At 74.0% G+C, this 20,654-nt stretch carries 21 protein-coding genes; 9 read left to right on the forward strand and 12 right to left on the reverse strand.

From position 1 onward, the window contains the following. Positions 1-26: 26 nt before the first annotated feature. The 3 genes from Tsedi_RS08310 to Tsedi_RS08320 are packed head-to-tail and all read right to left on the reverse strand — an operon-like array spanning position 27 to position 2,733. Positions 27-1,712, reverse strand: a complete 1,686-nt coding sequence (locus Tsedi_RS08310) for an ATP-binding protein (protein WP_143895553.1) — start codon at positions 1,710-1,712, stop codon at positions 27-29. Then, complete coding sequence (locus Tsedi_RS08315) at positions 1,684-1,923, reverse strand: PP0621 family protein (protein ID WP_246099230.1); 240 nt, start codon at positions 1,921-1,923, stop codon at positions 1,684-1,686. The genes Tsedi_RS08310 and Tsedi_RS08315 overlap by 29 nt, the downstream gene beginning before the upstream one ends. A gap of 12 nt (positions 1,924-1,935) precedes the next feature. Then, positions 1,936-2,733 (reverse strand): cytochrome C assembly family protein, encoded by a 798-nt coding sequence (locus tag Tsedi_RS08320; RefSeq protein WP_143895555.1) that lies wholly within the window; start codon positions 2,731-2,733, stop codon positions 1,936-1,938. Between the two features lie 25 nt (positions 2,734-2,758). Between Tsedi_RS08320 and ffh the strand changes: the two genes are divergently transcribed. The 4 genes from ffh (at position 2,759) to Tsedi_RS08340 (ending at position 5,588) form a co-directional block, all read left to right on the forward strand. After that, positions 2,759-4,132, forward strand: coding sequence for a signal recognition particle protein (ffh, locus tag Tsedi_RS08325; protein WP_143895557.1), 1,374 nt, complete (start codon positions 2,759-2,761; stop codon positions 4,130-4,132). Between the two features lie 72 nt (positions 4,133-4,204). Continuing rightward, on the forward strand, positions 4,205-4,828 hold the full coding sequence (locus Tsedi_RS08330) for a hypothetical protein (RefSeq protein ID WP_143895606.1): 624 nt from the start codon (positions 4,205-4,207) through the stop codon (positions 4,826-4,828). Positions 4,829-4,875: 47 nt separating this feature from the next. Beyond that, entirely contained in the window at positions 4,876-5,196 is a 321-nt protein-coding gene (locus Tsedi_RS08335; RefSeq protein WP_221934215.1) for a nucleotidyltransferase family protein, read from the forward strand. After that, positions 5,184-5,588 carry an HI0074 family nucleotidyltransferase substrate-binding subunit gene (locus Tsedi_RS08340; RefSeq protein ID WP_143895561.1) on the forward strand — a complete coding sequence of 135 codons (405 nt, stop codon included), beginning with the start codon at positions 5,184-5,186 and terminating at the stop codon, positions 5,586-5,588. The genes Tsedi_RS08335 and Tsedi_RS08340 overlap by 13 nt, the downstream gene beginning before the upstream one ends. Here the strand turns inward: Tsedi_RS08340 and Tsedi_RS08345 are convergent. After that, a complete protein-coding gene (locus tag Tsedi_RS08345) occupies positions 5,573-6,106 on the reverse strand; it encodes a dihydrofolate reductase (RefSeq protein WP_143895563.1) in 534 nt (177 codons plus the stop codon). The genes Tsedi_RS08340 and Tsedi_RS08345 overlap by 16 nt on opposite strands. 18 nt (positions 6,107-6,124) lie before the next feature. Continuing rightward, positions 6,125-6,931 carry an aldolase/citrate lyase family protein gene (locus Tsedi_RS08350; RefSeq protein ID WP_143895565.1) on the reverse strand — a complete coding sequence of 269 codons (807 nt, stop codon included), beginning with the start codon at positions 6,929-6,931 and terminating at the stop codon, positions 6,125-6,127. Positions 6,932-7,015: 84 nt separating this feature from the next. Here Tsedi_RS08350 and Tsedi_RS08355 point away from each other — a divergent pair, with 84 nt between their 5' ends. Together Tsedi_RS08355 and alaS are read left to right on the forward strand one after the other, a co-directional pair. Beyond that, positions 7,016-8,074 (forward strand): NAD(P)H-dependent flavin oxidoreductase, encoded by a 1,059-nt coding sequence (locus Tsedi_RS08355; protein ID WP_143895567.1) that lies wholly within the window; start codon positions 7,016-7,018, stop codon positions 8,072-8,074. Between the two features lie 33 nt (positions 8,075-8,107). After that, complete coding sequence (gene alaS / locus Tsedi_RS08360) at positions 8,108-10,765, forward strand: alanine--tRNA ligase (protein ID WP_143895569.1); 2,658 nt, start codon at positions 8,108-8,110, stop codon at positions 10,763-10,765. Here alaS and Tsedi_RS08365 read toward each other — a convergent pair. Then, entirely contained in the window at positions 10,753-11,724 is a 972-nt protein-coding gene (locus Tsedi_RS08365; protein WP_185970615.1) for a LysR family transcriptional regulator, read from the reverse strand. The genes alaS and Tsedi_RS08365 overlap by 13 nt on opposite strands. Before the next feature lie 101 nt (positions 11,725-11,825). Here Tsedi_RS08365 and Tsedi_RS08370 point away from each other — a divergent pair, with 101 nt between their 5' ends. Further along, a complete protein-coding gene (locus Tsedi_RS08370; protein ID WP_143895573.1) occupies positions 11,826-13,286 on the forward strand; it encodes an NADP-dependent isocitrate dehydrogenase in 1,461 nt (486 codons plus the stop codon). Here the strand turns inward: Tsedi_RS08370 and Tsedi_RS08375 are convergent. From Tsedi_RS08375 to Tsedi_RS08400, 6 genes are read right to left on the reverse strand one after another with little or no spacing between them, the layout of a single operon-like run. After that, the gene (locus Tsedi_RS08375; protein WP_143895575.1) at positions 13,274-14,233 is read right to left on the reverse strand and encodes a pseudouridine synthase; all 960 of its coding nucleotides are present in this window, start codon (positions 14,231-14,233) and stop codon (positions 13,274-13,276) included. The genes Tsedi_RS08370 and Tsedi_RS08375 overlap by 13 nt on opposite strands. Then, positions 14,233-15,387: a bifunctional diaminohydroxyphosphoribosylaminopyrimidine deaminase/5-amino-6-(5-phosphoribosylamino)uracil reductase RibD gene (gene ribD / locus Tsedi_RS08380; protein WP_143895577.1), complete on the reverse strand. Its 1,155-nt coding sequence runs from the start codon at positions 15,385-15,387 to the stop codon at positions 14,233-14,235. Before ribD ends, Tsedi_RS08375 begins: the two co-directional genes overlap by 1 nt. Further along, positions 15,380-16,129 carry a tRNA (guanosine(46)-N7)-methyltransferase TrmB gene (gene trmB, locus Tsedi_RS08385; RefSeq protein ID WP_425472752.1) on the reverse strand — a complete coding sequence of 250 codons (750 nt, stop codon included), beginning with the start codon at positions 16,127-16,129 and terminating at the stop codon, positions 15,380-15,382. The genes ribD and trmB overlap by 8 nt, the downstream gene beginning before the upstream one ends. Then, complete coding sequence (gene gluQRS, locus Tsedi_RS08390; RefSeq protein ID WP_143895579.1) at positions 16,117-17,100, reverse strand: tRNA glutamyl-Q(34) synthetase GluQRS; 984 nt, start codon at positions 17,098-17,100, stop codon at positions 16,117-16,119. The genes trmB and gluQRS overlap by 13 nt, the downstream gene beginning before the upstream one ends. 10 nt (positions 17,101-17,110) lie before the next feature. After that, the gene (locus Tsedi_RS08395) at positions 17,111-18,238 is read right to left on the reverse strand and encodes an NAD(P)/FAD-dependent oxidoreductase (protein WP_143895581.1); all 1,128 of its coding nucleotides are present in this window, start codon (positions 18,236-18,238) and stop codon (positions 17,111-17,113) included. A gap of 5 nt (positions 18,239-18,243) precedes the next feature. Next, positions 18,244-19,224 carry a LysR family transcriptional regulator gene (locus tag Tsedi_RS08400; protein ID WP_143895583.1) on the reverse strand — a complete coding sequence of 327 codons (981 nt, stop codon included), beginning with the start codon at positions 19,222-19,224 and terminating at the stop codon, positions 18,244-18,246. A 103-nt stretch (positions 19,225-19,327) separates the two neighbouring features. On the opposite strand from Tsedi_RS08400, the gene Tsedi_RS08405 reads away from it, so the two are divergent. After that, on the forward strand, positions 19,328-20,050 hold the full coding sequence (locus Tsedi_RS08405; protein WP_143895585.1) for a pirin family protein: 723 nt from the start codon (positions 19,328-19,330) through the stop codon (positions 20,048-20,050). 41 nt (positions 20,051-20,091) lie between these two features. Further along, complete coding sequence (locus tag Tsedi_RS08410) at positions 20,092-20,646, forward strand: flavodoxin family protein (RefSeq protein WP_143895587.1); 555 nt, start codon at positions 20,092-20,094, stop codon at positions 20,644-20,646. Positions 20,647-20,654: the final 8 nt, after the last annotated feature.

Genomic DNA, 20,654 nt, shown 5'->3' on the forward strand with positions numbered 1-20,654 from the left:
GGTTCGGGGGCGGCAGGGAGGGCCGGTCAACTTGCCGGCAGGCTGACCACGAAGGCGTTGCCGGCTCGTCCGTGCCGGTGCGCGGCCTCGTGGGTCAGGTCGGCATCATAGCGCCGGCACAGCTCGCGCGAGAGGTAGAGCCCGAGGCCGCTGGAGCGGCTGTGCGAGCTGGCGAACGGCTCGAACAGGTGCTCGCGCAGCGGCGGCTCGATCGGCGCGCTGTCGCTCCAGACCACCAGCGTGGCGCGCTCGCCCTGGCGCGCGGTCTCGACGCGGATCGCCCCGGGCGCGCCGCTGGCATGCCGGTCGGCGTTGTCCAGCAGGTTGGTCAGCACGCGGCGCAGGTGTTCGGCATCGAAGGTCACGCGCGTGTCGGCCGCGCCGCGCTGGCGCTGCAGGCGCGCTCCCTGGGGGCGCTGCTGCAGCCATTCCTCCAGCAGGGCGTCGACGGTGGCGTCCAGCGCCAGCGTGGCGTGGCCGCCCTCGCGCCCGCCGTCCGGCAGCGGGTTGCGCGCCGCCTCCAGCACGTCGTCGATGGTGCGGTTGAGGCGGCGCACGTTCTGCTCGATCAGGGTCAGCAGCCGCCGCTGCGCGGGCGAGGGGTCGTCCTCCTGCAGCAGCGCGCTGGCCTGCGCGATGGCGGCCAGCGGGTTGCGGATCTCGTGGGCGACGGCGGCGGAGACGCGTCCCATCGCGGCCAGCTTTTCGGTGTGCACGCGCTGCTCCAGCGCGTGCAGGTCCTGCAGCAGCAGGATGTGGGTGCGGGTGTCGTCCGGGCCGCGGGCCGTCTGCAGCTGGGCGCGCACGCGCTGCGCGCAGCCGTCCGGACGCGGCAGCGCCAGGTCGCGCACGGCGGGTGCCGCGGGCGCGCCAGCCGGCCGCAGCCATTGCGCCAGCGGCCGCCACGCCACGCTGTGGGCCACCCGCTCGGCCAGTTCGTCGGGGCTGCCGCTGGTGTCGTCCACGCCGAGCATGCGGGCGGCGGCCGGGTTGACGTAGCGCGGGCGCGCATCCGCGCCGGCCACGACGATGCCTTCGCCCAGGGCGTTGGCGATCAGGCGGTTGACCTCGGCCTGCAGCTGCGCCTGCGCGCGGCTGCGGCGCGCAGCGGCGGCCTCGCCGGCCAGGCGGGCGGTCAGGTGGCTGGCCAGCAGCGCCACCACCAGCAGCCCGGTGCCGGTGACGGCGGCCTGCAGCCAGGCCGCGTTGCCGGCGGCCGGCTCCAGCTGCCAGGCGCGCGCCAGCAGCATCAGGGTGGCGGCCGAGGCCGTGCCCAGCGCCAGCAGGCGCGGGCCCAGCACCGCCGCCAGCAGCACCGGCCAGACGAACAGCGGCGTGAAGTTGAGCCCGCCGGGCGCGAACGCCTCCAGCAACCCGAAGACCAGCAGGTCGGCCCAGACCGTGACCAGCCAGCGGGCCGAGCCGGCCGCGGCGCCGGCCGCCGGCGGTGGCAGCGACAGCCCCAGGCCGGCCAGCGCGGCAAAGCCGACGCACAGCGCGACGACCCACGACGGGGTCTGGCCGGCCAGCCAGCCCAGCCCCTCCAGCCCCAGCAGCGCCAGCGCCACCGCCAGGCGCGCCGTCATCAGCGGACGCCACAGGCGCCGCGCCGTGGCGGTCTCGGCTTCCGCCGTGGCGGCGGGGGTGCCGATCGGCCACGAGGGACGGTAGCGCGCCGCCGTCTCAGCCTTCCGCCAGTCGCCGGTGTTCATCGCTGCAATACGGCCCCAAGCGACCGCGCACGGCGTCGCCGGCCGGCAGGTGCAGCCCGCAGTGGCGGCAGCGCACCATCGGCTGCGGGGCCGCAGGGCCGGTCGGGGGGGCGGTGGGCGGCCGTTGCCGCGGCACGCGCTGCTGGCGCCACCACAGCCAGCCCAGCACCACCACCGCCAGCACGAGCAGCCATTTCAGCAGCGGTTGCATCGGGGGTGCTCCTCACATGGCGCGGCGCAGGATGACCTCGAGCACGAAGTGCGACCCCACGTAGCCCAGCAGCAGCAGGGCGCCGGCCGCGTAGAGCATGCGTACCGCCAGGCGGCCGCGCCAGCCCCAGCGCCAGCGGCCCCACAGCAGCACCGCCAGCACCGCCCACGACAACGCGGTGAAGACGGTCTTGTGCGTGATCCAGCGCGCCGTCGGTGCCAGCAGGGTCGCGAACGTCCAGCCGGCGATCAGCGTCAGCGTCAGCAGCGCGAACGCCGCCGCCACGAAGCGGAACGTGAGCCGCTCCAGTGCCAGCAGCGGCAGCGCGGTGGGCTGCATGCCGCCGGCGCGGATGGCCGCTTCGGTGCGCTGCATCATCCAGCCGTGCGCCACCGCCGCGCCGAGCAGCCCGTACGAGGCAAAGCCCAGCGCCCAGTGCAGCGGCAGCCACGGGGAGGCCAGCGACGGGTAGGCCGTGCCGGGAAACAGCAGCGCCAGCAGCACCGCCGCCGCGCCCAGGCCGGCCAGCGTCCAGCGCGTGCCCAGCTGGGGGTAGAGCTGCGTTTCCACCGCGTAGACGGCCAGCACCAGCCACGCCGTCACCGAAAGCGTCGGCGCGAAGCCGAAGCGCACCGGCACCGAGCCGAAGGTGGCCGCCAGCGCCAGCGCGTGCAGCGCCAGCGTCGCCCACACCAGCCCCGTGACGGCCGCGCGGCCCAGCCGCGCCGCGCCCAGCGCCAGCGCCGCGTAGCCGGCCGCCGCGCCCAACGCCGGCACCACCGTCCACCAGGGGCTCGCCGATACAATCATCCGCCTAGTGTAACGAAGGCCCGCCATGGCATCCGCGCTCACCGAGAAACTGTCGCGCCTGGTCAAGCAGATCCGCGGCCAGGCCCGCATCACCGAGGCCAACGTGCAGGACATGCTGCGCGAGGTGCGCCTGGCGCTGCTGGAGGCCGACGTGGCGCTGCCGGTGGTGCGCGACTTCATCGCCCGCGTCAAGGACAAGGCGCTGGGGCAGGAGGTGGTGGGCTCGCTCACGCCGGGTCAGGCGCTGGTCGGCATCATCCACCGGGAGCTGGCCGCCACGATGGGCGAGGGCGTGGCCGACGTCAATCTGGCCACCCAGCCGCCGGCGGTGATCCTGATGGCCGGCCTGCAGGGCGCGGGCAAGACGACCACCACCGCCAAGCTGGCCAAGTGGCTGATCGAGCGGCGCAAGAAGAAGGTGCTCACCGTCAGCGGCGACGTCTACCGTCCGGCGGCGATCGAGCAGTTGCGCACGGTGACGAAGCAGGCCGGGGCGGAGTGGTTTCCCAGCTCGCCGGAGCAGAAGCCGCTGGACATCGCGCGCGCGGCGCTGGACCATGCGCGCAAGCACTACTTCGACGTGCTGATCGTCGACACGGCGGGGCGCCTGGCGATCGACGAGGCGATGATGCAGGAGATCCGTGCCCTGCATGCCGAGCTCAAGCCGGTCGAGACGCTGTTCGTCGTCGACGCGATGCAGGGGCAGGACGCGGTCAACACGGCGCGCGCGTTCAAGGAGGCGCTGCCGCTGACCGGCATCGTGCTGACCAAGCTCGACGGCGACTCGCGCGGCGGGGCGGCGCTGTCGGTGCGCGCCGTCACCGGCGCGCCGATCAAGTTCGCCGGCGTCAGCGAAAAGCTCGACGGGTTGGAGCTGTTCGATGCCGAGCGCCACGCCGGGCGCATCCTCGGCATGGGCGACATCGTCGCGCTGGTGGAGCAGGTCACCGCCGGCGTCGACCTGCAGCAGGCGCAGAAGCTCGCCGCCAAGGTCAAGAGCGGCGGCTTCGATCTGGAGGACTTCCTCGAGCAGATCCGCCAGATGAGGAAGATGGGGGGGCTCTCGAGCCTCCTGGACAAGCTGCCGACGCAACTGGCGGCCAAGGCGGGCGAGGCCGATCTCGACCGCGCCGAGCGCGACATCCGCCGCAAGGAGGGCATCATCTGCGCGATGACGCCCGAGGAGCGGCGCCACCCCGAGATCATCAAGGCCAGCCGCAAGCGCCGCATCGCCGCCGGCGCCGGCGTGCACGTGCAGGAGGTCAACCGCCTGCTCAAGGAGTTCGAGCAGATGCAGGCGATGATGAAAAAGATGAAGGGCGGCGGCCTGATGAAGATGATGAAGCGCCTGGGCGGGCTGAAGGGGCTGCCAGGCCTGCCCGGACTGCCGGGGCGCTGACCGGCGCACGCCCCGCTGCCTTGACGCAACGCAAGCGGGCCGCGGCGCAGGCGGCGTACGATGGCGGGCGTGATGGTGCTGGAGCTTGCCCTGACGGCGCTGGCGCTGGCTGCGGCCTTGGCCGTGCGGCCGTGGCGGCTGTTGCGCGGACCGCTGCTGTCGCCGACGCTGGCGGCGGTGGTGCTGTTGCCGTGGTTCTGGCTGCTGCCGCAGAAGCTGCCCAGCGGCATGGCGGTGCAGTTCTCGGGGGCCAGCCTGCTGGTGCTGATGCTGGGCTGGCCGCTGGCGGTGCCGGTGCTGGCGCTGGTGGCGCTGCTGGTCTGGCTGCTGGGGCAGGCGGGCTGGGAGGCGGTGCTGTCGCAGTGGGTCTGGGTCGGGCTGGTGCCGGCGACGCTGGCGCTGCTGATCGGCTGGGCGCTGCGGCGCTGGCTGCCGCCCAACGTGTTCATCTACACGCTGGGGCGCGGCTTCCTCGGCACCGCGGTGGCGCTGTTCGCCTCCGGCGCGCTGTACGAGGGCATCCACCACCTGATGGAAGGCGTCACCGTGCACGAGGCGCTGGTGGCGCGCTGGCTGATGGCCTGGGGCGACGCCTTCCTGACCGGGCTGTTCGCGGCGGTGTTCGTGGCGTTTGCCCCGCAGTGGCTGGCCACCTGGTCCGACGAGCGCTACCTGCGCCCGCCGCCCAAGGCGTGACGCGGCTGCGCGTGCGCGGGCGACGTCCGGCCCCTACAATGGCCCGCATGAATGCCAAGGTTGGCTGGGACGGTCTCGATCCGCGCGATCGGGCTGTCATCCTCGGATTGCTGATGCCGGTGGCGCGCCGCCACGGGGCGCAAGTGCGCCTGTTCGGCTCGCGGGCGCGCGGGGACGCGCGCCCGCAGTCGGATATCGACCTCGCCCTGTGCGCGGGGAATCCGTTGCCGGCGGATGAGCTGGCCGCCCTGCGCGAGGCGCTGGAAGCTTCCAGCGTTCCGTTCCGCATCGATTTGGTGGACCATGCGCGTGCCGGCCCGGCGCTGCGGCAGGCGATCGAGCGCGAGGGCGTCCCATGGACCGGCTGACGCGGCGGCTGGAGGTCGCCGACCGGGCCCTGGCGACGCTGGAGGAGCTGGCCGCCGAGCCGTTCTCGCCGCTCCTGCGGGACGCCTCCATCCAGCGTTTCGAATACACCTTCGAGGCGGTCTGGAAGGCGGCGCAGGCCGTGCTGCAGCAGCATTTCGGTGTCGAGCTGGCTTCGCCGAAGCCGGTGGTGCGGGCCTGTTTCGAAAACGGCCTGCTGACCGAGGAGGAGGCGCGGCAGGCGCTGGCCATGGTGGATCATCGCAACCTGACGGCGCACACCTACGACGAGGCGCTGGCCGAGGCCATCTTCTCCGCGCTGCCCGGCTATCGCGTCTTGCTGCGGCGCTGGCTGCAGCGGCTGGCGCAGGCCGGCGTTCAATCCCGCTCGTAGGTCACGAAGGCAAACGGCAGCCCGTCGGCGCTGACGTGCGGCTCGCGCGCCGTCTCGCGCCAGCCGGGCCCCAGCACCGGGGCGAAGGCGTCGCCGTCGAAGGCGCGCGCGATCTCGGTGACGATGGCGCGGCGCGCCAGCGGCTCGGCTTGGGCATAGACCTGCGCGCCGCCGATCACCCACACCTCCGCAGGCGGCTGCCCGTCCGGCCCGCGCAGCGCGCGGCAGTGCGCCAGCGCCGCCTCGAGGCTTTCCACCGGCACCGCGCCGGCGGCGGCCAGCTCCGCCGCGCGCGCCGCGTCGCGCGTCAGCACCAGGTTGACGCGCCCGGGCAGCGGGCGAAAGCGCGGCGGCAGCGACGCCCACGTCGTGCGCCCCATGATGACCGGGCAGCCCTGCGTGAGGCGGCGGAAGTGCGCCAGATCCTCCGGCAGGTGCCACGGCAGGGCGGGGTGGCCGTCGCGGGTGCAGCCGATGACGCCGTTGGCGGCGCGGGCGAGGATCAGGTTCAGTCGCATGGTGGGCGGCGTGCGCGTTCAGGTTCGAAATGGCGCCAGCGCCGCGACGGCCGCCGCCTTGAGCAGCAGGGCGTCCACGCCCACGGCAACGAAGCAGGCGCCGGCCTGCAGCCAGCGCCGTGCCGCTTCGGGCTGGGGGGCGATGATGCCGGCGGCCTTGCCCGCTGCACGGATGCGGGCGATGCCTTGGGCGATGGCCGCCTGCACCTCGGGATGGTCCGGCTGGCCGGGGTGACCCATGCTCGCACTCAGATCCGCCGGGCCGATGAAGACGCCATCCACGCCGGGGGTGGCGGCGATCGCGTCCAGGTGGTGCAGGGCCTGCGCCGTCTCGGCCTGCACCAGCACGCAGATCTGCTCGTTGGCCTCGTGCACATAGGCGGGGTAGGCCTGCCAGCGCGAAGCCCGCGCCAGCGCGCTGCCCGTGCCGCGCACGCCCCGCGGCGGGTACAGGGCCGCCCGCACGACCTGGGCGGCTTGCTCCGGGGTATCGACCATGGGCACCAGCAGCGTCTGCGCGCCGATGTCCAGATACTGTTTGATCAGGGTGGTGCCGACGTCACCCGTGCCGATCGGCACGCGCACCACGGGGTGGGGCGCGGCACGCCCCGGGGGCAGGGCCGCGCTGCCGCTGGCGATGGCCTGAAGCTGCGCCAGCGTACGGCGCAGATCGTTGGGGGCATGCTCGCCGTCGATCAGCAGCCAGTCGTACCCGACGCCCGCCAGCAGTTCGGCGCTGTAGGGGTCGGCCAGGCCCAGCCACAGCCCGATCTGCGGCTGTCCAGCGGCCAGGGCCTGCTTGAAGGCGTTGCGCGGTGTGTGCATCCGGGCAGCATACCGCAGCCGGGGCGGCCCGGCGGCCGGTGACCGTGCGCGCTTGGGCGCCTTCGCGTGCCCCACAATGGGGCCATGAACGATTGGCTCGACCGGCTGGGCCTGCGCCTGCCCATCATCCAGGCGCCGATGGCGGGTTCGCAGGGCAGCGACCTGGCGCTGGCGGTCACGGCGGCGGGGGGCTTGGGCTCCTTGCCGGCGGCGACGCTGTCGCCCGATGCACTGCGCGCGGAACTGCGGCGGCTGCGCGACGGGGCGCGCGGGCCGTGGGCGGTGAACTTCTTTTGCCACGCGCCGCCCGGGCACGATGCGGCGCGCGAGGCCGCGTGGATGGCGCGGCTGGCACCGCACTACCGTGCCGCGGGGCTGACCCCGCCCACAGGCCCGGCGGTGGCCGCGCGGGCGCCGTTCGACGCCGCGGTGGCGGAGCTGGTGGCCCCTTACCGGCCGCCGGTGGTGAGCTTTCACTTCGGCCTGCCGGCGCCGGATCTGTTGGCCCGGGTCAAGTCGTGGGGCGCGGTGGTGCTGTCGTCGGCCACCACGGTGGAGGAGGCCCGCTGGCTGGAGACGCACGGTGCCGACGCCATCATCGCCCAGGGGCTGGAGGCGGGTGGCCACCGCGGCATGTTCCTGACCGACGACCTGTCAACGCAGCTGGGGACGCTGGCGCTGCTGCCACAGGTGGTGCGGGCCGTGCGGGTGCCGGTCATCGCCGCGGGCGGGATCGCAGACGCTGCCGGGGTGGCGGCGGCGCGGGCGCTGGGCGCGGCCGCGGTGCAGGTCGGCACCGCCTACCTGCTGTGCCCGGAGGCCTCGCCCCATCCCCTGCACCGCGCCGCGCTGCAGGGGCCGGGCGCGGCGCAGACGGCGCTGACCAACGTCTTCACCGGCCGGCCGGCGCGCGGCATCGTCAACCGCGCGATGCGCGCGCTCGCCGACGGCGCGGTGGGCTGGTGCGCCGATGCGCCGGCCTTCCCGCTCGCCGCTCATGGGCTGGCACCGCTGCGCGCACAGGCCGAGGCGGCCGGGCGCGACGACTGGACGCCGCTGTGGGCGGGGCAGGCGGCGCCGCTGTGCCGCCCGCAGCCCGCGGCGGATCTGACCCGGGCCCTCGCCGCGGGCTGGGCCTCGTAGAATGAATGGTTTGCTCCACGCTTCCCGACCGACATGAGCCAAGCCGCCGACCGACCGTTCCTTTCCGTCGCCGACATCCGGCGCACGTTCCTGGACTTCTTTGCCCGGCGCGGGCACACGGTGGTGCCGTCCAGCCCGCTGATTCCGGGCAACGACCCGACGCTGATGTTCACCAACTCCGGGATGGTGCAGTTCAAGGACGTGTTCCTCGGCACCGACAAGCGCCCCTACGTGCGGGCGGCCTCGGTGCAGGCCTGCCTGCGCGCCGGCGGCAAGCACAACGACCTGGAAAACGTCGGCTACACCGCGCGCCACCACACCTTCTTCGAGATGCTGGGCAACTGGTCGTTCGGCGACTACTTCAAGCGCGAAAGCCTGAAGTGGTCGTGGGAGCTGCTGACCGAGGTGTTCCGGCTGCCGCCCGAGCGTCTCTGGGCCACCGTCTACCACGAGGACGACGAGTCCTACGACATCTGGACCAAGGAGATCGGCCTGCCGCCCGAGCGCGTCGTGCGCATCGGCGACAACAAGGGCGGCAAGTACCAGAGCGACAACTTCTGGATGATGGCCGACACCGGCCCGTGCGGCCCGTGCTCGGAGATCTTCTACGACCACGGCCCCGAGGTGGCCGGCGGCCCGCCCGGCAGCGCGGAGGCCGACGGCGACCGCTACATCGAGATCTGGAACAACGTGTTCATGCAGTTCGACATGCAGCCGGACGGCTCGGTGCGGCCGCTGCCGGCGCCGTGCGTGGACACCGGCATGGGGCTGGAGCGCATCGCCGCGATCCTGCAGGGCGTGCACAGCAACTACGAGATCGATCTCTTCCGCGCGTTGATCGCCGCCGCGGCGCGCGAGACCGGCGCCACCGACCTCACGAGCCCCAGCCTGCGCGTCATCGCCGACCACATCCGCGCCACCGCCTTCCTGGTGGCCGATGGCGTCATCCCCGGCAACGAGGGGCGCGGCTACGTGCAGCGACGCATCATCCGCCGCGCCATCCGCCACGGCTACAAGCTCGGGTGCAAGGCGCCGTTCTTCCACCGGCTGGTGCCGGACCTGGTGGCGCAGATGGGCGAGGCGTACCCCAACCTGGCGGCGCAGCAGCCGCGCATCATGGAGGTGCTGCGCGCCGAGGAGGAGCGCTTTTACGAGACGCTGGAGAACGGCATGGCGATCCTGGACGCGGCGCTGGCCGGCGGCCAGGGGGTGCTCGAGGGCGAGGTCGCCTTCAAGCTGCACGACACCTACGGCTTTCCGCTCGACCTGACGCAGGACGTCTGCCGCGAGCGCGGCGTGGCGGTCGATCTCGAGGGCTTCGAAGCCGCGATGCAGTGCCAGAAGGAGCAGGCGCGCGCGGCGGGCAAGTTCCGCATGGAGCGGGTGCTCGACTACGCCGGCCCGGACAACCGCTTCGTCGGCTACGAGCACCTGCGTGCGCAAGGCAAGGTGGTGGCGCTCTACCACGAGGGCACGCCGGTCGCTGAGCTCAAGGCCGGCCAGCGCGGCATCGTGGTGCTGGACGAAACGCCTTTCTATGCCGAAAGCGGCGGCCAGGTGGGCGACCGCGGCGTGCTGGAAAGCGGCTCGATGCGCTTCGAGGTGCACGACACGCAGAAAATCAAGGCCGGCGTGCACGGCCATCACGGCGTGGTGGCGCAGGGCGTCATCGCCGTGGGCGACCACGTCACCGCGCAGGTCGACGGGCAGCGCCGCGCCGCCACGATGCGCCACCACTCCGCCACCCACCTGCTGCACAAGGCGCTGCGCGAGGTGCTGGGCGAGCACGTGCAGCAGAAAGGCTCGCTGGTCGACCATGAGCGCACGCGCTTCGACTTCTCGCACCACGCGCCGCTGACGCCGCAGGAGATCGCCGCCATCGAGGCGCGCGTCAACGCCGAGATCCTGGCCAACGCCGCCACGCAGGCGCGCGTGATGCCGCTGGAGCAGGCCAAGGCGCTGGGCGCGATGATGCTGTTCGGCGAGAAGTACGGCGAGACGGTGCGGGTGCTGGACATCGGCTCCAGCCGCGAGCTGTGCGGCGGCACGCACGTGGCGCGCACCGGCGACATCGGGCTGTTCAAGATCGTCGCCGAAAGCGGCGTGGCCGCCGGCATCCGCCGCGTCGAGGCCGTGGCCGGCGAGCGGGCGCTGGCCTACCTGCAGCAGCTGGAGGCGCAGGTGGCCGCCGCCGCGGCGGCGCTGAAGGCGCCGGTGCCGGAGCTGGTGGCGCGCATCGAGCAGACGCAGCAGCGCGTGCGCGAGCTGGAGAAGACCGTCGAGGCGCTGAAGGGCAAGCTGGCCGGCGCGCAGGCCGACGAGCTGGCCGCGCAGGCGGTGGCGGTGGGGGATGTGCGCGTGCTGGCGGCGCGGCTGGATGGGGCCGACGCCAAAGTGCTGCGCGAGGCGGTCGATCGCTTGAAAACCAAGCTGGGCCGCGGGGTGGTGGTGCTGGCCAGCGTCGAGGGCGGCAAGGTGCAGCTGTGCGCCGGCGTGACGCCGGATCTGGTGGCGCGGGGCCTCAAGGCCGGCGAGCTGGTCGGGGCGCTGGCGGCGCGGGTCGGCGGCAAGGGCGGCGGCAAGCCCGATCTGGCGATGGCCGGCGGCAGCGACGCCGCCGCGCTGCCGGCGGCGCTGGATGGCGTGGCAGGCTGGGTGCAGGCGCGCCTCGGCCTCGCTCAGACGGCCTGACCGGTGTCCCCGGGCGGCGCCGGGGCGGGTGAAGCCGGCGTCGTCGCGGGCGACTGCGGCGGCTGCGCGCGCATGTGCTCGACGAAGCGTCGCGCCGCCAGCGACAGGCGGCGGTCGCGCCGCCACACCAGCATCCAGCGCCGCTGGATCGGCGTGCCGGCCATCGGCACGATGGCCACGCCGTCGCGCGCCGGGTCGTCGGCCAGCGCGTGGCGCGACAGGAATGCCACCCCGAGCCCGGCGGCCACCGCGTGCTTGATGGCCTCGTTGCTGCCGAGCGTGGCGCGGATCTGCGGCTGGCGCCCCTGCGCGCGCAGCCACTCCTCGGTGGCCAGCCGCGTGCCGGAGCCCGGTTCGCGCAGCAGCAGTGGCGCGCCGTCCAGCAGCCGCCGCGGCACGCGCGCCAGCCGCGTCCACGGGTGATCGACCGGCGCGATCAGCACCAGCGGGTTGTCCATCAGCGGCACGCCTTCCAGCGGCGGCTGCTCCGGCGGCATCATCATCACCGCCAGCTCGATGGCCTCCTCGCGCAGGCGGCGCACCACGGCGTCGCGGTTGTCCACCGCCAGCTCGATCTCGATGCCCGGGTGCTCGGTGGTGTAGCGGTGCAGCCACTGGGCGATGAAGTACTCGGTGGTGGTGACGCCGGCGATGCGCAGCACGCCGCGCTCCAGCCCGTGCAGCGCCTGCAGCTCGTCCTCGAAGCGCTGCCAGCGCGCGAACATGTCCAGCGCCGCCGCGCGCAGCAGCTGCGCCGCCTCGGTCGGGCGGATGCCGCGGCCGGCCGGCTCCACCAGCACCGCGTCCAGCGCCTGCTGCAGCTCGTGGATCTGGGCCGAGACGGTCGGCTGCGTCAGGTGCAGCTCCTGCGCCGCGCGCGTGATCGAGCCGAGCCGCACCACCGCCTCCAGCGTGCGCAGCTGGTGAAAGGTGGCGCGCGGGGGGCGGATGGTTTTCATTGATGAAATCCTATGTAAAAAATAGAAATGCATGATTTGAATTCAATGCAATGATGGGGCACACTGAGGAGGTTGTCAACGCCATGGAAAAGGTTTCGACGATGAGCGAACTCGTCCCCATCACCGTCGCGCGCGGCGACGGCATCGGCCCCGAGATCATGGACGCCACGCTGCGCGTGCTGCAGGCCGCCGGCGCGCGCATCGCGCCCGAATTCATCGAGATTGGCGAGCAGCAGTACCTGGCCGGCCACAGCTCTGGCATCGCGCCGCAGGCCTGGGACAGCCTGCGCCGCACCCGCGTCTTCCTCAAAGGCCCGATCACCACGCCGCAGGGCGGCGGCTACAAGAGCCTCAACGTCACCATCCGCAAGACGCTGGGCCTGTACGCCAACGTGCGCCCGTGCGTGAGCTACGCGCCGTTCGTGCGCACGCTGCACCCGAAGATGAACCTGGTCATCGTGCGCGAGAACGAAGAAGACCTCTACGCCGGCATCGAGCACCGCCAGACCGACGAGGTGTTCCAATGCCTCAAGCTCATCACCCGCCCGGGCTGCGAGAAGATCGTGCGCTACGCCTTCGAGTACGCGCGCCGCCACGGCCGCCGCAAGGTGACCTGCATGACCAAGGACAACATCATGAAGATGACCGATGGGCTGTTCCATCGCGTCTTCGACGAGATCGCGTCCGACTACCCCGAGATCGAGACCGAGCACCTGATCATCGACATCGGCGCGGCGCGGCTGGCCACGCGGCCGGAGCGCTTCGACGTCATCGTCACCCCCAACCTCTACGGTGACATCCTGTCCGACATTGCCGCGGAGCTGACCGGCTCGGTGGGGCTGGCGCCCAGCGCCAACATCGGCGACCACGTGGCGATGTTCGAAGCCATCCACGGCAGCGCCCCGGACATCGCCGGCAAGGGCATCGCCAATCCGTCCGGCCTGCTGCTGGCCGCGGTGCTGATGCTGGTGCACATCGGCCAGCCGGCGGTGGCCGAGACGATCCACAACGCCTGGCTGCGCACGATCGAGGACGGCGTGCACACCGCCGAGCTGCACGGCACGTTGTCGATCGGCCGGCCGTTCGGCAGCATGGACTTCGCCGACGCGGTGATCGAGCGGCTCGGCCAGCGGCCCGAGAAGCTCGCCCCGGTGAGCTACGGCGACGCGCCGGCCGCCGCGCCGCGCGCTCCGCTGCCGCGCGCGCCGCAGGCGCGGCCGCGCGCGGCCAAGGCGTTGGTGGGGGTGGACGTGTTCGTGCACGCCGCCGGCGTCAGTGCCGATTTTCTGGCTGGCCAGCTGGTCGCGCTGACGGTGCCGCCGCTCCACCTTCAGATGATCACCAACCGCGGCGTCAAGGTCTGGCCCGGCGGCTTTCCGGAGACCTTCTGCACCGACCACTGGCGCTGCCGCTTCGTCGGCCCGGACGGCAGCCCGATCACGCACGCCGACATCCTGGCGCTGCTGCAGGCGCTGGTGGCGCGCGGCATCGACGTCATCAAGACCGAAAACCTCTGCACCTTCGACGGCGAGCGCGGCTACGCGCTTGGTCAGGGGCAGTGAGGCGGCGGGGCCAGCGCGCGTCGGCTCTCGAAGCGGCGCCGCTGGCCGGTCAGCGGGTCGTCGAACGCGATGGCGCGCGCCAGCAGGCGCAGCGGTTCGGCGTGGTCGTCCGGGTCGTCGGGTCCGCGGCGCACCGTGGGATAGAACGGGTCGCCCAGGATGGGCAGGCCCAGCGCCGCCATGTGCACGCGCAGCTGGTGGCGCTTGCCGGTGAGTGGCCGCAGCCGCCAGCGCGCCCAGCGGCCGTCCGGGCCGAGCCGCTCGATCGGCTCGATCCAGGTCTCGCTGTTGGGCGGCAGTCCCTCCTCGGCGGTGGCCTCGCGCATGCGGAAGAAGGCGGCCTCGTCCTCGCGCAGGTGGCTGAGGCGCCGCTGCGGCCACGGCAGGTCGCCGCGCCACGGCGCGATCGCCTCGTATTCCTTGTCGATGCGACGCTCGCGGAACAGTCGCTGGTAGGCGTCCCGTTCGCTGGCGCGCACGCTGAACAGCACCAGCCCGGCGGTGTCGCGGTCGATGCGATGCAGCGGGCTGAGTTCGGGCAGGCCCAGCGCCGCCTTCAGCCGCACCAGCAGCGACTGGCGCACGTAGCGCCCGCCCGGCGTGACGGGCACGAAGTGCGGCTTGTCGATCACCAGCAGGTGGTCGTCGCGGAAGACGATCGGGGCTTCGAACGGAACCGGCGCCTCATCGGGCACGTCCCGCCAGTAGTGGATGCGCTGGCCGTGCAGGTAGGGGCTGTGCTCGTCCAGCGGCTGCCCCTCTTGGTCCAGCACTTCGCCGCGGCGCAGGCGCGCGCGCCAGACCTCGCGCGGCACGTGCGGCATGCGCTCGGCCAGGCAGTCCAGCAGCGTCGGCCAAGGGCAGTGGCGCAGCCGCGGCAGCGCCAGGCAGCTGGGACTGACGCCATCGCGCAACGGGATGGCAGGGGGACGGGGCGGGCGGGCCATCAGGTCGCCCAGGGTTCGCGCCCCGGCACGCGCGCGCGCAGCCGCAGGTCGTCGCCGACCGGGGTGGCGTCGACGAAGCGCAGCGCCACGCCATCCTCCAGCCGCGCCAGCGGCGGCAGCGCCGCCAGCGGCTCGCCGGGGCCCAGCAGCCGTGGTGCCAGGTACAGCAGCAGCTCGTCGACCAGGCCGGCGCGCCACCACGAGGCGTTGAGCTTGGCGCCGGCCTCGACGTGCAGCTCGTTGACCTCGCGCGCGGCCAGATCGGCCAGCACCGCGGCCAGATCGACCTTCGGGGGACCGCCGGCCACCTTCGGGGGGCCGGGCAAGTCGACGAGGGTGACGCCCAGCGCCTGCAGCGCCCGGCGCCGGGCCTGCGCCGCCTCGCGCGCGGCCTCGTCCTGCGCGGTGTAGAGCAGCACCGCCCCGGGCGGCTGCAGGATGCGCGCCGCCGGGTCGATCTCCAGCGCCGAATCCAGCACCACGCGCAGCGGCTGGCGCGCGGTGGGCACCAGGCGCACGTCCAGCCGCGGATCGTCGGCGCGCACGGTGCCGATGCCGGTCAGCAGCGCGCCGGCGCGGCGCCGCCAGGCGTGGCCGTCGGCGCGTGCGGCTGCGCCGGTGATCCACTGGCTCGTGCCGTTGGCCAGCGCCGTGGTGCCGTCCAGCGACGCCGCCACCTTCATGCGCACCCACGGGCGGCCGCGCACCATGCGGCTCCAGAAGCCGATGTTGAGCTCGCGCGTGGCCAGCGCCGCCGGGTGGTCGGGGCCGAGCACGTCCACCCGCACGCCGGCGGCGCGCAGCCGCTCGACGCCGCGGCCGGCCACGCGCGGGTTGGGGTCGACGGCGGCCACCACCACGCGCGCCACGCCCGCGGCCAGCAGCGCGTCGCAGCACGGCGGCGTGCGGCCGTGGTGGCTGCACGGCTCCAGCGTCACCCAGGCGGTGGCGCCGCGCGGGTCGGCGCCGGCGGCCTGCGCGGCGCGCAGGGCCATGACCTCGGCGTGCGGCCCGCCGGCTTGCTGCGTGTGCCCGTCAAAGGCGCGTCCGTCGGGCAGGACCAGGCGGCAGGCCACGCGCGGGTTGGGCTCGGACAGGCCGACGGCGCGCTGCGCCAGCGCGTGCAGCTCGGCCCACAGCGCGGCCTCATCCATCGCGGCGGCGGAAGATCAGATCCCACACGCCGTGGCCGAGCCGCAGGCCGCGCTGCTCGAACTTGGTCGGCGGGCGGTAGTCGGGCCGCGGCGCGTAGCCGCCCAGCGCCGGGTCGGAGCTGGCGTTGGCCAGCCGCGGCTCGGCCGACAGCACCTCCAGCATCTGCTCGGCGTACGGTTGCCAGTCGGTGGCGCAGTGCACGTAGCCGCCGGGCTTGAGGCGGCTCGTCAGCAGCGCGACGAACGGCGGCTGGATCAGGCGGCGCTTGTGGTGGCGCTTTTTGTGCCACGGGTCGGGGAAGAAGATGTGCACCCCGTCGAGCTGGTCGGGCGCGATCATGTGCTGCAACACTTCCACCGCGTCGTGCTGCACGATGCGCACGTTGGTCAGCGCGAGCTCCTCGATGCGCTTGAGCAGCGCGCCGACGCCGGGCTCGTGCACCTCGCAGCCGAGGAAGTCCTCCTCGGGGCGGCTGCGGGCGATCTGGGCGGTGGCCTCGCCCATGCCGAAGCCGATCTCCAGGATCAGCGGCGCGCGCCGGCCGAACACGGCGGCCGGATCGAGCGGCTGCGCGGCGTACGGCAGCACGAAGCGCGGCCCGAGCTCGGCCAGCGCGCGCGCCTGGCCGCGGGTGGTGCGGCCGGCGCGGCGCACGAAGCTGCGCACGGTCTTCGGATGGGCGACGCCGGGCGGCGCGGCCGGCGTGTCGGAGACGGGTTGGGTATCGGTCACGGCCCGGATTGTAGGGACCGGCCGCCATCCCCCGCCGCGGCGCCGGGCGCCCAGCGCGTGCGCCAGGCCGCGGTCCACCCCGCCAGCGCCGCGTGCAGCGCGCCGGCCGGCGGCGGCAGCCCCAGCACCGCGGCGGCCGCGGCCAGCGCCGCCAGCGGATCGCGCAGGTCCAGCGGCTGCGCGCCGTTCTGCTTGGAGAGCTTCTCTCCGTTGGCGCCGCGCACCAGCGGCGTGTGCAGGTAGCGCGGCGTCGGCACGCCCAGCGCCCGTTGCAGCACGATCTGGCGCGGCGTGTTGTCGGCGAGGTCCTCGCCGCGCACGACGTCGCTGATGCCCTGTGCCGCGTCATCGACCACCACGGCGAGCTGATAGGCCCACAGCCCGTCGGCGCGCTTGAGCACGAAGTCGCCCACCGCGGCCTCGACGTCCTGCGCCTGCGCGCCGAGGCGCCGATCGTGCCACGCCAGCGGCACCGGCAGGCCGAGATCGGCGATGACGCGCCCGACATGCAGCCGCCAGGCGCGCGGGGCCTGTCCACGCAGGCCGCCGCGTTCCGGCCGGCAGGTGCCGGGGTAGGGCAGCGCGGCATGGCGCTGGCGCGGCACGCCGCGCGCGGCCCAGGCGGCCTCGATGGCCTGGCGCGTGCAGGCGCACGGGTACGCCCAGCCGCGCGCCACCAGCCGCTGCAGCGCCGCCTCGTAGGCCGCGCCGCGGCGCGACTGCCACTCGACCGGCTCGTCCGGCTGCAGCCCGCAGGCCGCCAGCTGCGCCAGGATCGCCTCGCCCGCGCCCGGCACGCAGCGCGGCGCATCGACGTCCTCGAGGCGCACCAGCCAGCGGCCGCCGTGCGCGCGCGCATCCAGCCAGCTGGCCAGCGCCGCCACCAGCGAGCCGGCGTGCAGCAGGCCGGTCGGCGACGGCGCGAAGCGGCCGCGGTAGCACGGGCCGGCCGGGGCGGGCGGGTCGTCGGGGCGGACCATCGCGGAGCGGTCAGCGTGCGGCGACCACCGCCAGCGCCAGCTCCAGCCCGGAGACGAAGGCGTGCTCGACGCGGTGACCCAGGCACCAGTCGCCGCACAGGCCCAGGCCCGCCGCAGCGTCCCACAGGAATGGCTCGCCCAGCGGCCGCTGCGTCTGGGCGTAGCGCCAGCGGTGCGCCACCGCCAGCGCCGGCTCGGCGCGGATGCCGGTGACGTCGGCCAGCGCGCGCCGCAGCTTGCCGGCGATGCGGTCGCCGTCGTCCTCCAGGTGCTCGGCGGACCACGCCGGGCTGGCCTGCGCCACCCAGCGCTCGGGGCCGCCGCGCTTCGGCTTGGAGGGTTCGCGCGCCACCCACGCCAGGCGCGGGTGCAGGCAGCGCGCGGCATCCCATGTCGGCCCCAGCCGCGTCGCGCCGGCCGGCCAGGCCGCCATCAGCGTCCAGCACGGCGCCACCGACACCTCCTCGCGCAGACGCGCCTGCCAGTCGGCCGCCAGGGCGCTGGTGGCCAGCAGCGCCAGCGCCTGCGGGTGCGGCAACGCCAGCAGCACGGCGTCGAACGGGCCGAGCGGGCCGGTCGGGGTGTCTGCACCGTCGGCGAACAGCAGGTGCCAGCCGTCCCGTTCACGCCGCAGCGCTTGCACCGGCGCGTTCCACCACGCCCGGGCGCCGGGGTGGTCGGCCAGCCACTGCGCCGCCCAGGCCTTGGGCAGCGCGTTCATGCCCGGCACCGGCAGCCAGCGCGTCTCGCCATCCGGCGGCAGCGCGCCGATCTGGCGGCCGTCGTCGCTGAGCACGCGCACGAAGGTGGCGCGCCATGGCGCCACCGGCGCCTGGGTGGCCTGCAGCGCGCGCTCGAAGCGCGCGTCGCGCACGGTGAAGAACTGCGCGCCGTGGTCGAAGCTGCCGGCCTCGGTGCGGCGTGTGGCCATGCGCCCGCCGGGGCCGCGGCTCTTGTCCAGCAACGTCACCTCCAACCCCGCCTGCGCCAGCGTGCGCGCGGCCGTCAGGCCCGCCATGCCGGCGCCGATCACCGCCACGCGTGCGAACGCCGCGGGGGGCCGGGGCGCCTCGGCCAGGCGCGGCTGGCGCCGCTGCGGGCGCGGCAGGTGCGGAGGCGGCGAGCTCGGGCGCGGCATGGGCGTCAATCTACCAGAGGCGCGCCGATGGCCGGCCGGTGCATCAGCAGCGCCGCGCGCGTCTGCGGGTCCTGCAGCCGCTGCAGCCACCAGGCCAGCGCCTGCCCCGGCGGGGCCGCGCCGCGGCCGCCGGCTTGCCGCCAGGCGTAGCCGACGCGGCTGACGCGCGGCGGCAGCGTCGTGCGGCACGCCACCAGGTGCCCGGCGTCCAGATACGGCTGCACCAGCGGCTGCGGCAGCCAGCCGCAGCCCAGCCCGCGCAGTTGCGCGGCCAACTTCAGCGCCAGTGTCGGCACCGTCAGCACGTCCTGCCCCGGCTGGATGCCGACGCTCAAGCCGCCGCGCCGCCCGCTGTCGGCCACCGCGACGATGCGGTGCGCGCGGATCTGCGCCGGCGTCAGCGGCTGCGGCGCACGCGCCAGCGGGTGGTGGGGGGCGACGACGAACAGGAAGGCCACCTCGCCCATGGCTTCCATCACGACGTCGCCGCCGCCGGTCTGCTCCAGCAGCACGCCCAGCGCCAGGTCGGCGTGGCCGGCCTGCAGCGCCTCCAGCGTGCCCGACAGCGTCTCGCCGCGCAGCCGCAGCCGTGTCGGCGCCGCGGTGGCGTAGAAAGCCTCGCACAGCTCCAGCAGCGTGCGCGGGCAGATCACGGCATCGGCGGCGACGGTGAGCTCGGCCTCCCAGCCGGTGGCGATGCGGCGCACGCGCTGCGCCAACGCCTCCCATTCCCGCAGCAGCTCCTGCCCACCGCGCAGCAGCTCGCCGCAGGCGGGCGTGGGCCGCGCGCGCCCGCCGCGGCGGTCGAACAGCAGCACGTCCAGTGCCTCCTCGATGCGGCGCAGGCGGTAGGTCAGGGCGCTGGGCACCAGGCCGAGCGCGCGCGCGGCCGCGGCCAGACTGCCGCAACGGGCGATCGTGGCCAGCACCTCCAGTTCGGACGGACCGAGCGCCGCGGCGCCCGTTGGGCGAGGGGATGGGGGCATTGCCGTTCAATTGATTTGAATGCGGGGCTGTCCAGCATTGCACCACGAATCGCATCCGGGCGTCTACAGTGCGGATCATCCGATCCGATACCGGAGCGAGCCGATGATGACCCTGCGTCCCGCCCGCGCACGCGGCCATGCCGACCACGGCTGGCTGCGCACGTGGCACGCCTTTTCGTTTGCCGACTACTTCGACCCGCGCCACATGGGCTGGGGCAACCTGCGCGTCCTCAACGAGGACATCGTCGCGCCGGGCACCGGCTTCGGCATGCACGGGCACCGCGACATGGAGATCGTCACCTGGGTGCTGCGGGGCGCGCTGACGCACCGCGACAGCCTGGGCCATGCCGCCACGATCCGCCCCGGCGAGGTGCAGCGCATGAGCGCCGGCCGCGGGGTGCGGCACAGCGAGGTCAACGAGGGTGCCGAGCCGGTGCACCTGCTGCAGATCTGGGTGCTGCCGCGCCAGCACGACCTCGAGCCGGCCTACGAGCAGCGCGCGGTCGATGCCGCCCTGCTGGATGGCCGTCTGCTGCCGGTGGTCGCGCCCGCCGAGGGGGGCACGCCCGCCGCCGTGGCGGGATGGTCGCCGCTGCGCTGGCAGGCGGATGCGACGCTGCGGGTCGGCCGCCTGGACGGCGCGCAGCGGCTCGTGCACGCACTGGCGCCGGCGCGGCTGGGCTACCTCCACGTCGCGCGCGGGCGGCTGCGCGTCAACGGCACGCCGCTGGAGGCCGGCGATGCCGTCTTGCTGCGCGACGAGGCCGCCGTCGAGCTCACCGGCGGGCAGCAGGCCGAAGTGCTGTTGTTCGACCTGGCGCCCTGATGCGGCGCCGTTCCCTCCCAACCGAAACGAGGAGTTCCACCATGCCCAACATCGTCGTCGTTTACCACTCGGGTTACGGTCACACCCAGCGCATGGCGCAGGCGGTGGCCGAAGGCGCCGGCGCGCAGCTGCTGGCCATCGACGCCGACGGCAACCTGCCCGACGGCGGCTGGGAGCTGCTGGATGCGGCCGACGCCATCGTCATGGGCAGCCCGACCTACATGGGCAGCGTCAGCTGGCAGTTCAAGAAGTTTGCCGACGCCTCCAGCAAGCGCTGGTTCGCGCAGGCCTGGAAGGACAAGCTGTTCGCGGGCTTCACCAACAGCGCCACGATGAACGGCGACAAGCTCTCGACGCTGCACTACCTGTTCACGCTGGCGATGCAGCACGGCGGCGTGTGGGTCGGCACCGGCATGATGCCGTCCAACACCAAGGCCGCGCAGCGCAACGACGTGAACTACGTCGGCTCCTCTGCCGGCGCGATGGCCAGCACGCCGTCGGATGCCAGCCCGGCCGAAATGCTGCCCGGCGACCTGGAGACGGCGCGCCGCTTCGGGCAGCGCATCGCCGAGGTGGCGGCGCGCTGGGCGCGCTGACACCGGCG

The sequence above is a fragment of the Tepidimonas sediminis genome (genome assembly GCF_007556605.1).
GTDB classification, from domain to species: Bacteria; Pseudomonadota; Gammaproteobacteria; order Burkholderiales; family Burkholderiaceae_C; genus Tepidimonas; species Tepidimonas sediminis.

Bases quoted from the DNA above. Each gene is read 5' to 3' on its own strand.
- Tsedi_RS08310 (WP_143895553.1), bottom strand. From the start codon at position 1,712: ATGAACACCGGCGACTGGCGGAAGGCTGAGACGGCGGCGCGCTACCGT.
- Tsedi_RS08315 (WP_246099230.1), bottom strand. From the start codon at position 1,923: ATGCAACCGCTGCTGAAATGGCTGCTCGTGCTGGCGGTGGTGGTGCTG.
- Tsedi_RS08320 (WP_143895555.1), bottom strand. From the start codon at position 2,733: ATGATTGTATCGGCGAGCCCCTGGTGGACGGTGGTGCCGGCGTTGGGC.
- ffh (WP_143895557.1), top strand. From the start codon at position 2,759: ATGGCATCCGCGCTCACCGAGAAACTGTCGCGCCTGGTCAAGCAGATC.
- Tsedi_RS08330 (WP_143895606.1), top strand. From the start codon at position 4,205: ATGGTGCTGGAGCTTGCCCTGACGGCGCTGGCGCTGGCTGCGGCCTTG.
- Tsedi_RS08335 (WP_221934215.1), top strand. From the start codon at position 4,876: ATGAATGCCAAGGTTGGCTGGGACGGTCTCGATCCGCGCGATCGGGCT.
- Tsedi_RS08340 (WP_143895561.1), top strand. From the start codon at position 5,184: ATGGACCGGCTGACGCGGCGGCTGGAGGTCGCCGACCGGGCCCTGGCG.
- Tsedi_RS08345 (WP_143895563.1), bottom strand. From the start codon at position 6,106: ATGCGACTGAACCTGATCCTCGCCCGCGCCGCCAACGGCGTCATCGGC.
- Tsedi_RS08350 (WP_143895565.1), bottom strand. From the start codon at position 6,931: ATGCACACACCGCGCAACGCCTTCAAGCAGGCCCTGGCCGCTGGACAG.
- Tsedi_RS08355 (WP_143895567.1), top strand. From the start codon at position 7,016: ATGAACGATTGGCTCGACCGGCTGGGCCTGCGCCTGCCCATCATCCAG.
- alaS (WP_143895569.1), top strand. From the start codon at position 8,108: ATGAGCCAAGCCGCCGACCGACCGTTCCTTTCCGTCGCCGACATCCGG.
- Tsedi_RS08365 (WP_185970615.1), bottom strand. From the start codon at position 11,724: ATGAAAACCATCCGCCCCCCGCGCGCCACCTTTCACCAGCTGCGCACG.
- Tsedi_RS08370 (WP_143895573.1), top strand. From the start codon at position 11,826: ATGAGCGAACTCGTCCCCATCACCGTCGCGCGCGGCGACGGCATCGGC.
- Tsedi_RS08375 (WP_143895575.1), bottom strand. From the start codon at position 14,233: ATGGCCCGCCCGCCCCGTCCCCCTGCCATCCCGTTGCGCGATGGCGTC.
- ribD (WP_143895577.1), bottom strand. From the start codon at position 15,387: ATGGATGAGGCCGCGCTGTGGGCCGAGCTGCACGCGCTGGCGCAGCGC.
- gluQRS (WP_143895579.1), bottom strand. From the start codon at position 17,100: ATGGTCCGCCCCGACGACCCGCCCGCCCCGGCCGGCCCGTGCTACCGC.
- Tsedi_RS08395 (WP_143895581.1), bottom strand. From the start codon at position 18,238: ATGCCGCGCCCGAGCTCGCCGCCTCCGCACCTGCCGCGCCCGCAGCGG.
- Tsedi_RS08400 (WP_143895583.1), bottom strand. From the start codon at position 19,224: ATGCCCCCATCCCCTCGCCCAACGGGCGCCGCGGCGCTCGGTCCGTCC.
- Tsedi_RS08405 (WP_143895585.1), top strand. From the start codon at position 19,328: ATGATGACCCTGCGTCCCGCCCGCGCACGCGGCCATGCCGACCACGGC.
- Tsedi_RS08410 (WP_143895587.1), top strand. From the start codon at position 20,092: ATGCCCAACATCGTCGTCGTTTACCACTCGGGTTACGGTCACACCCAG.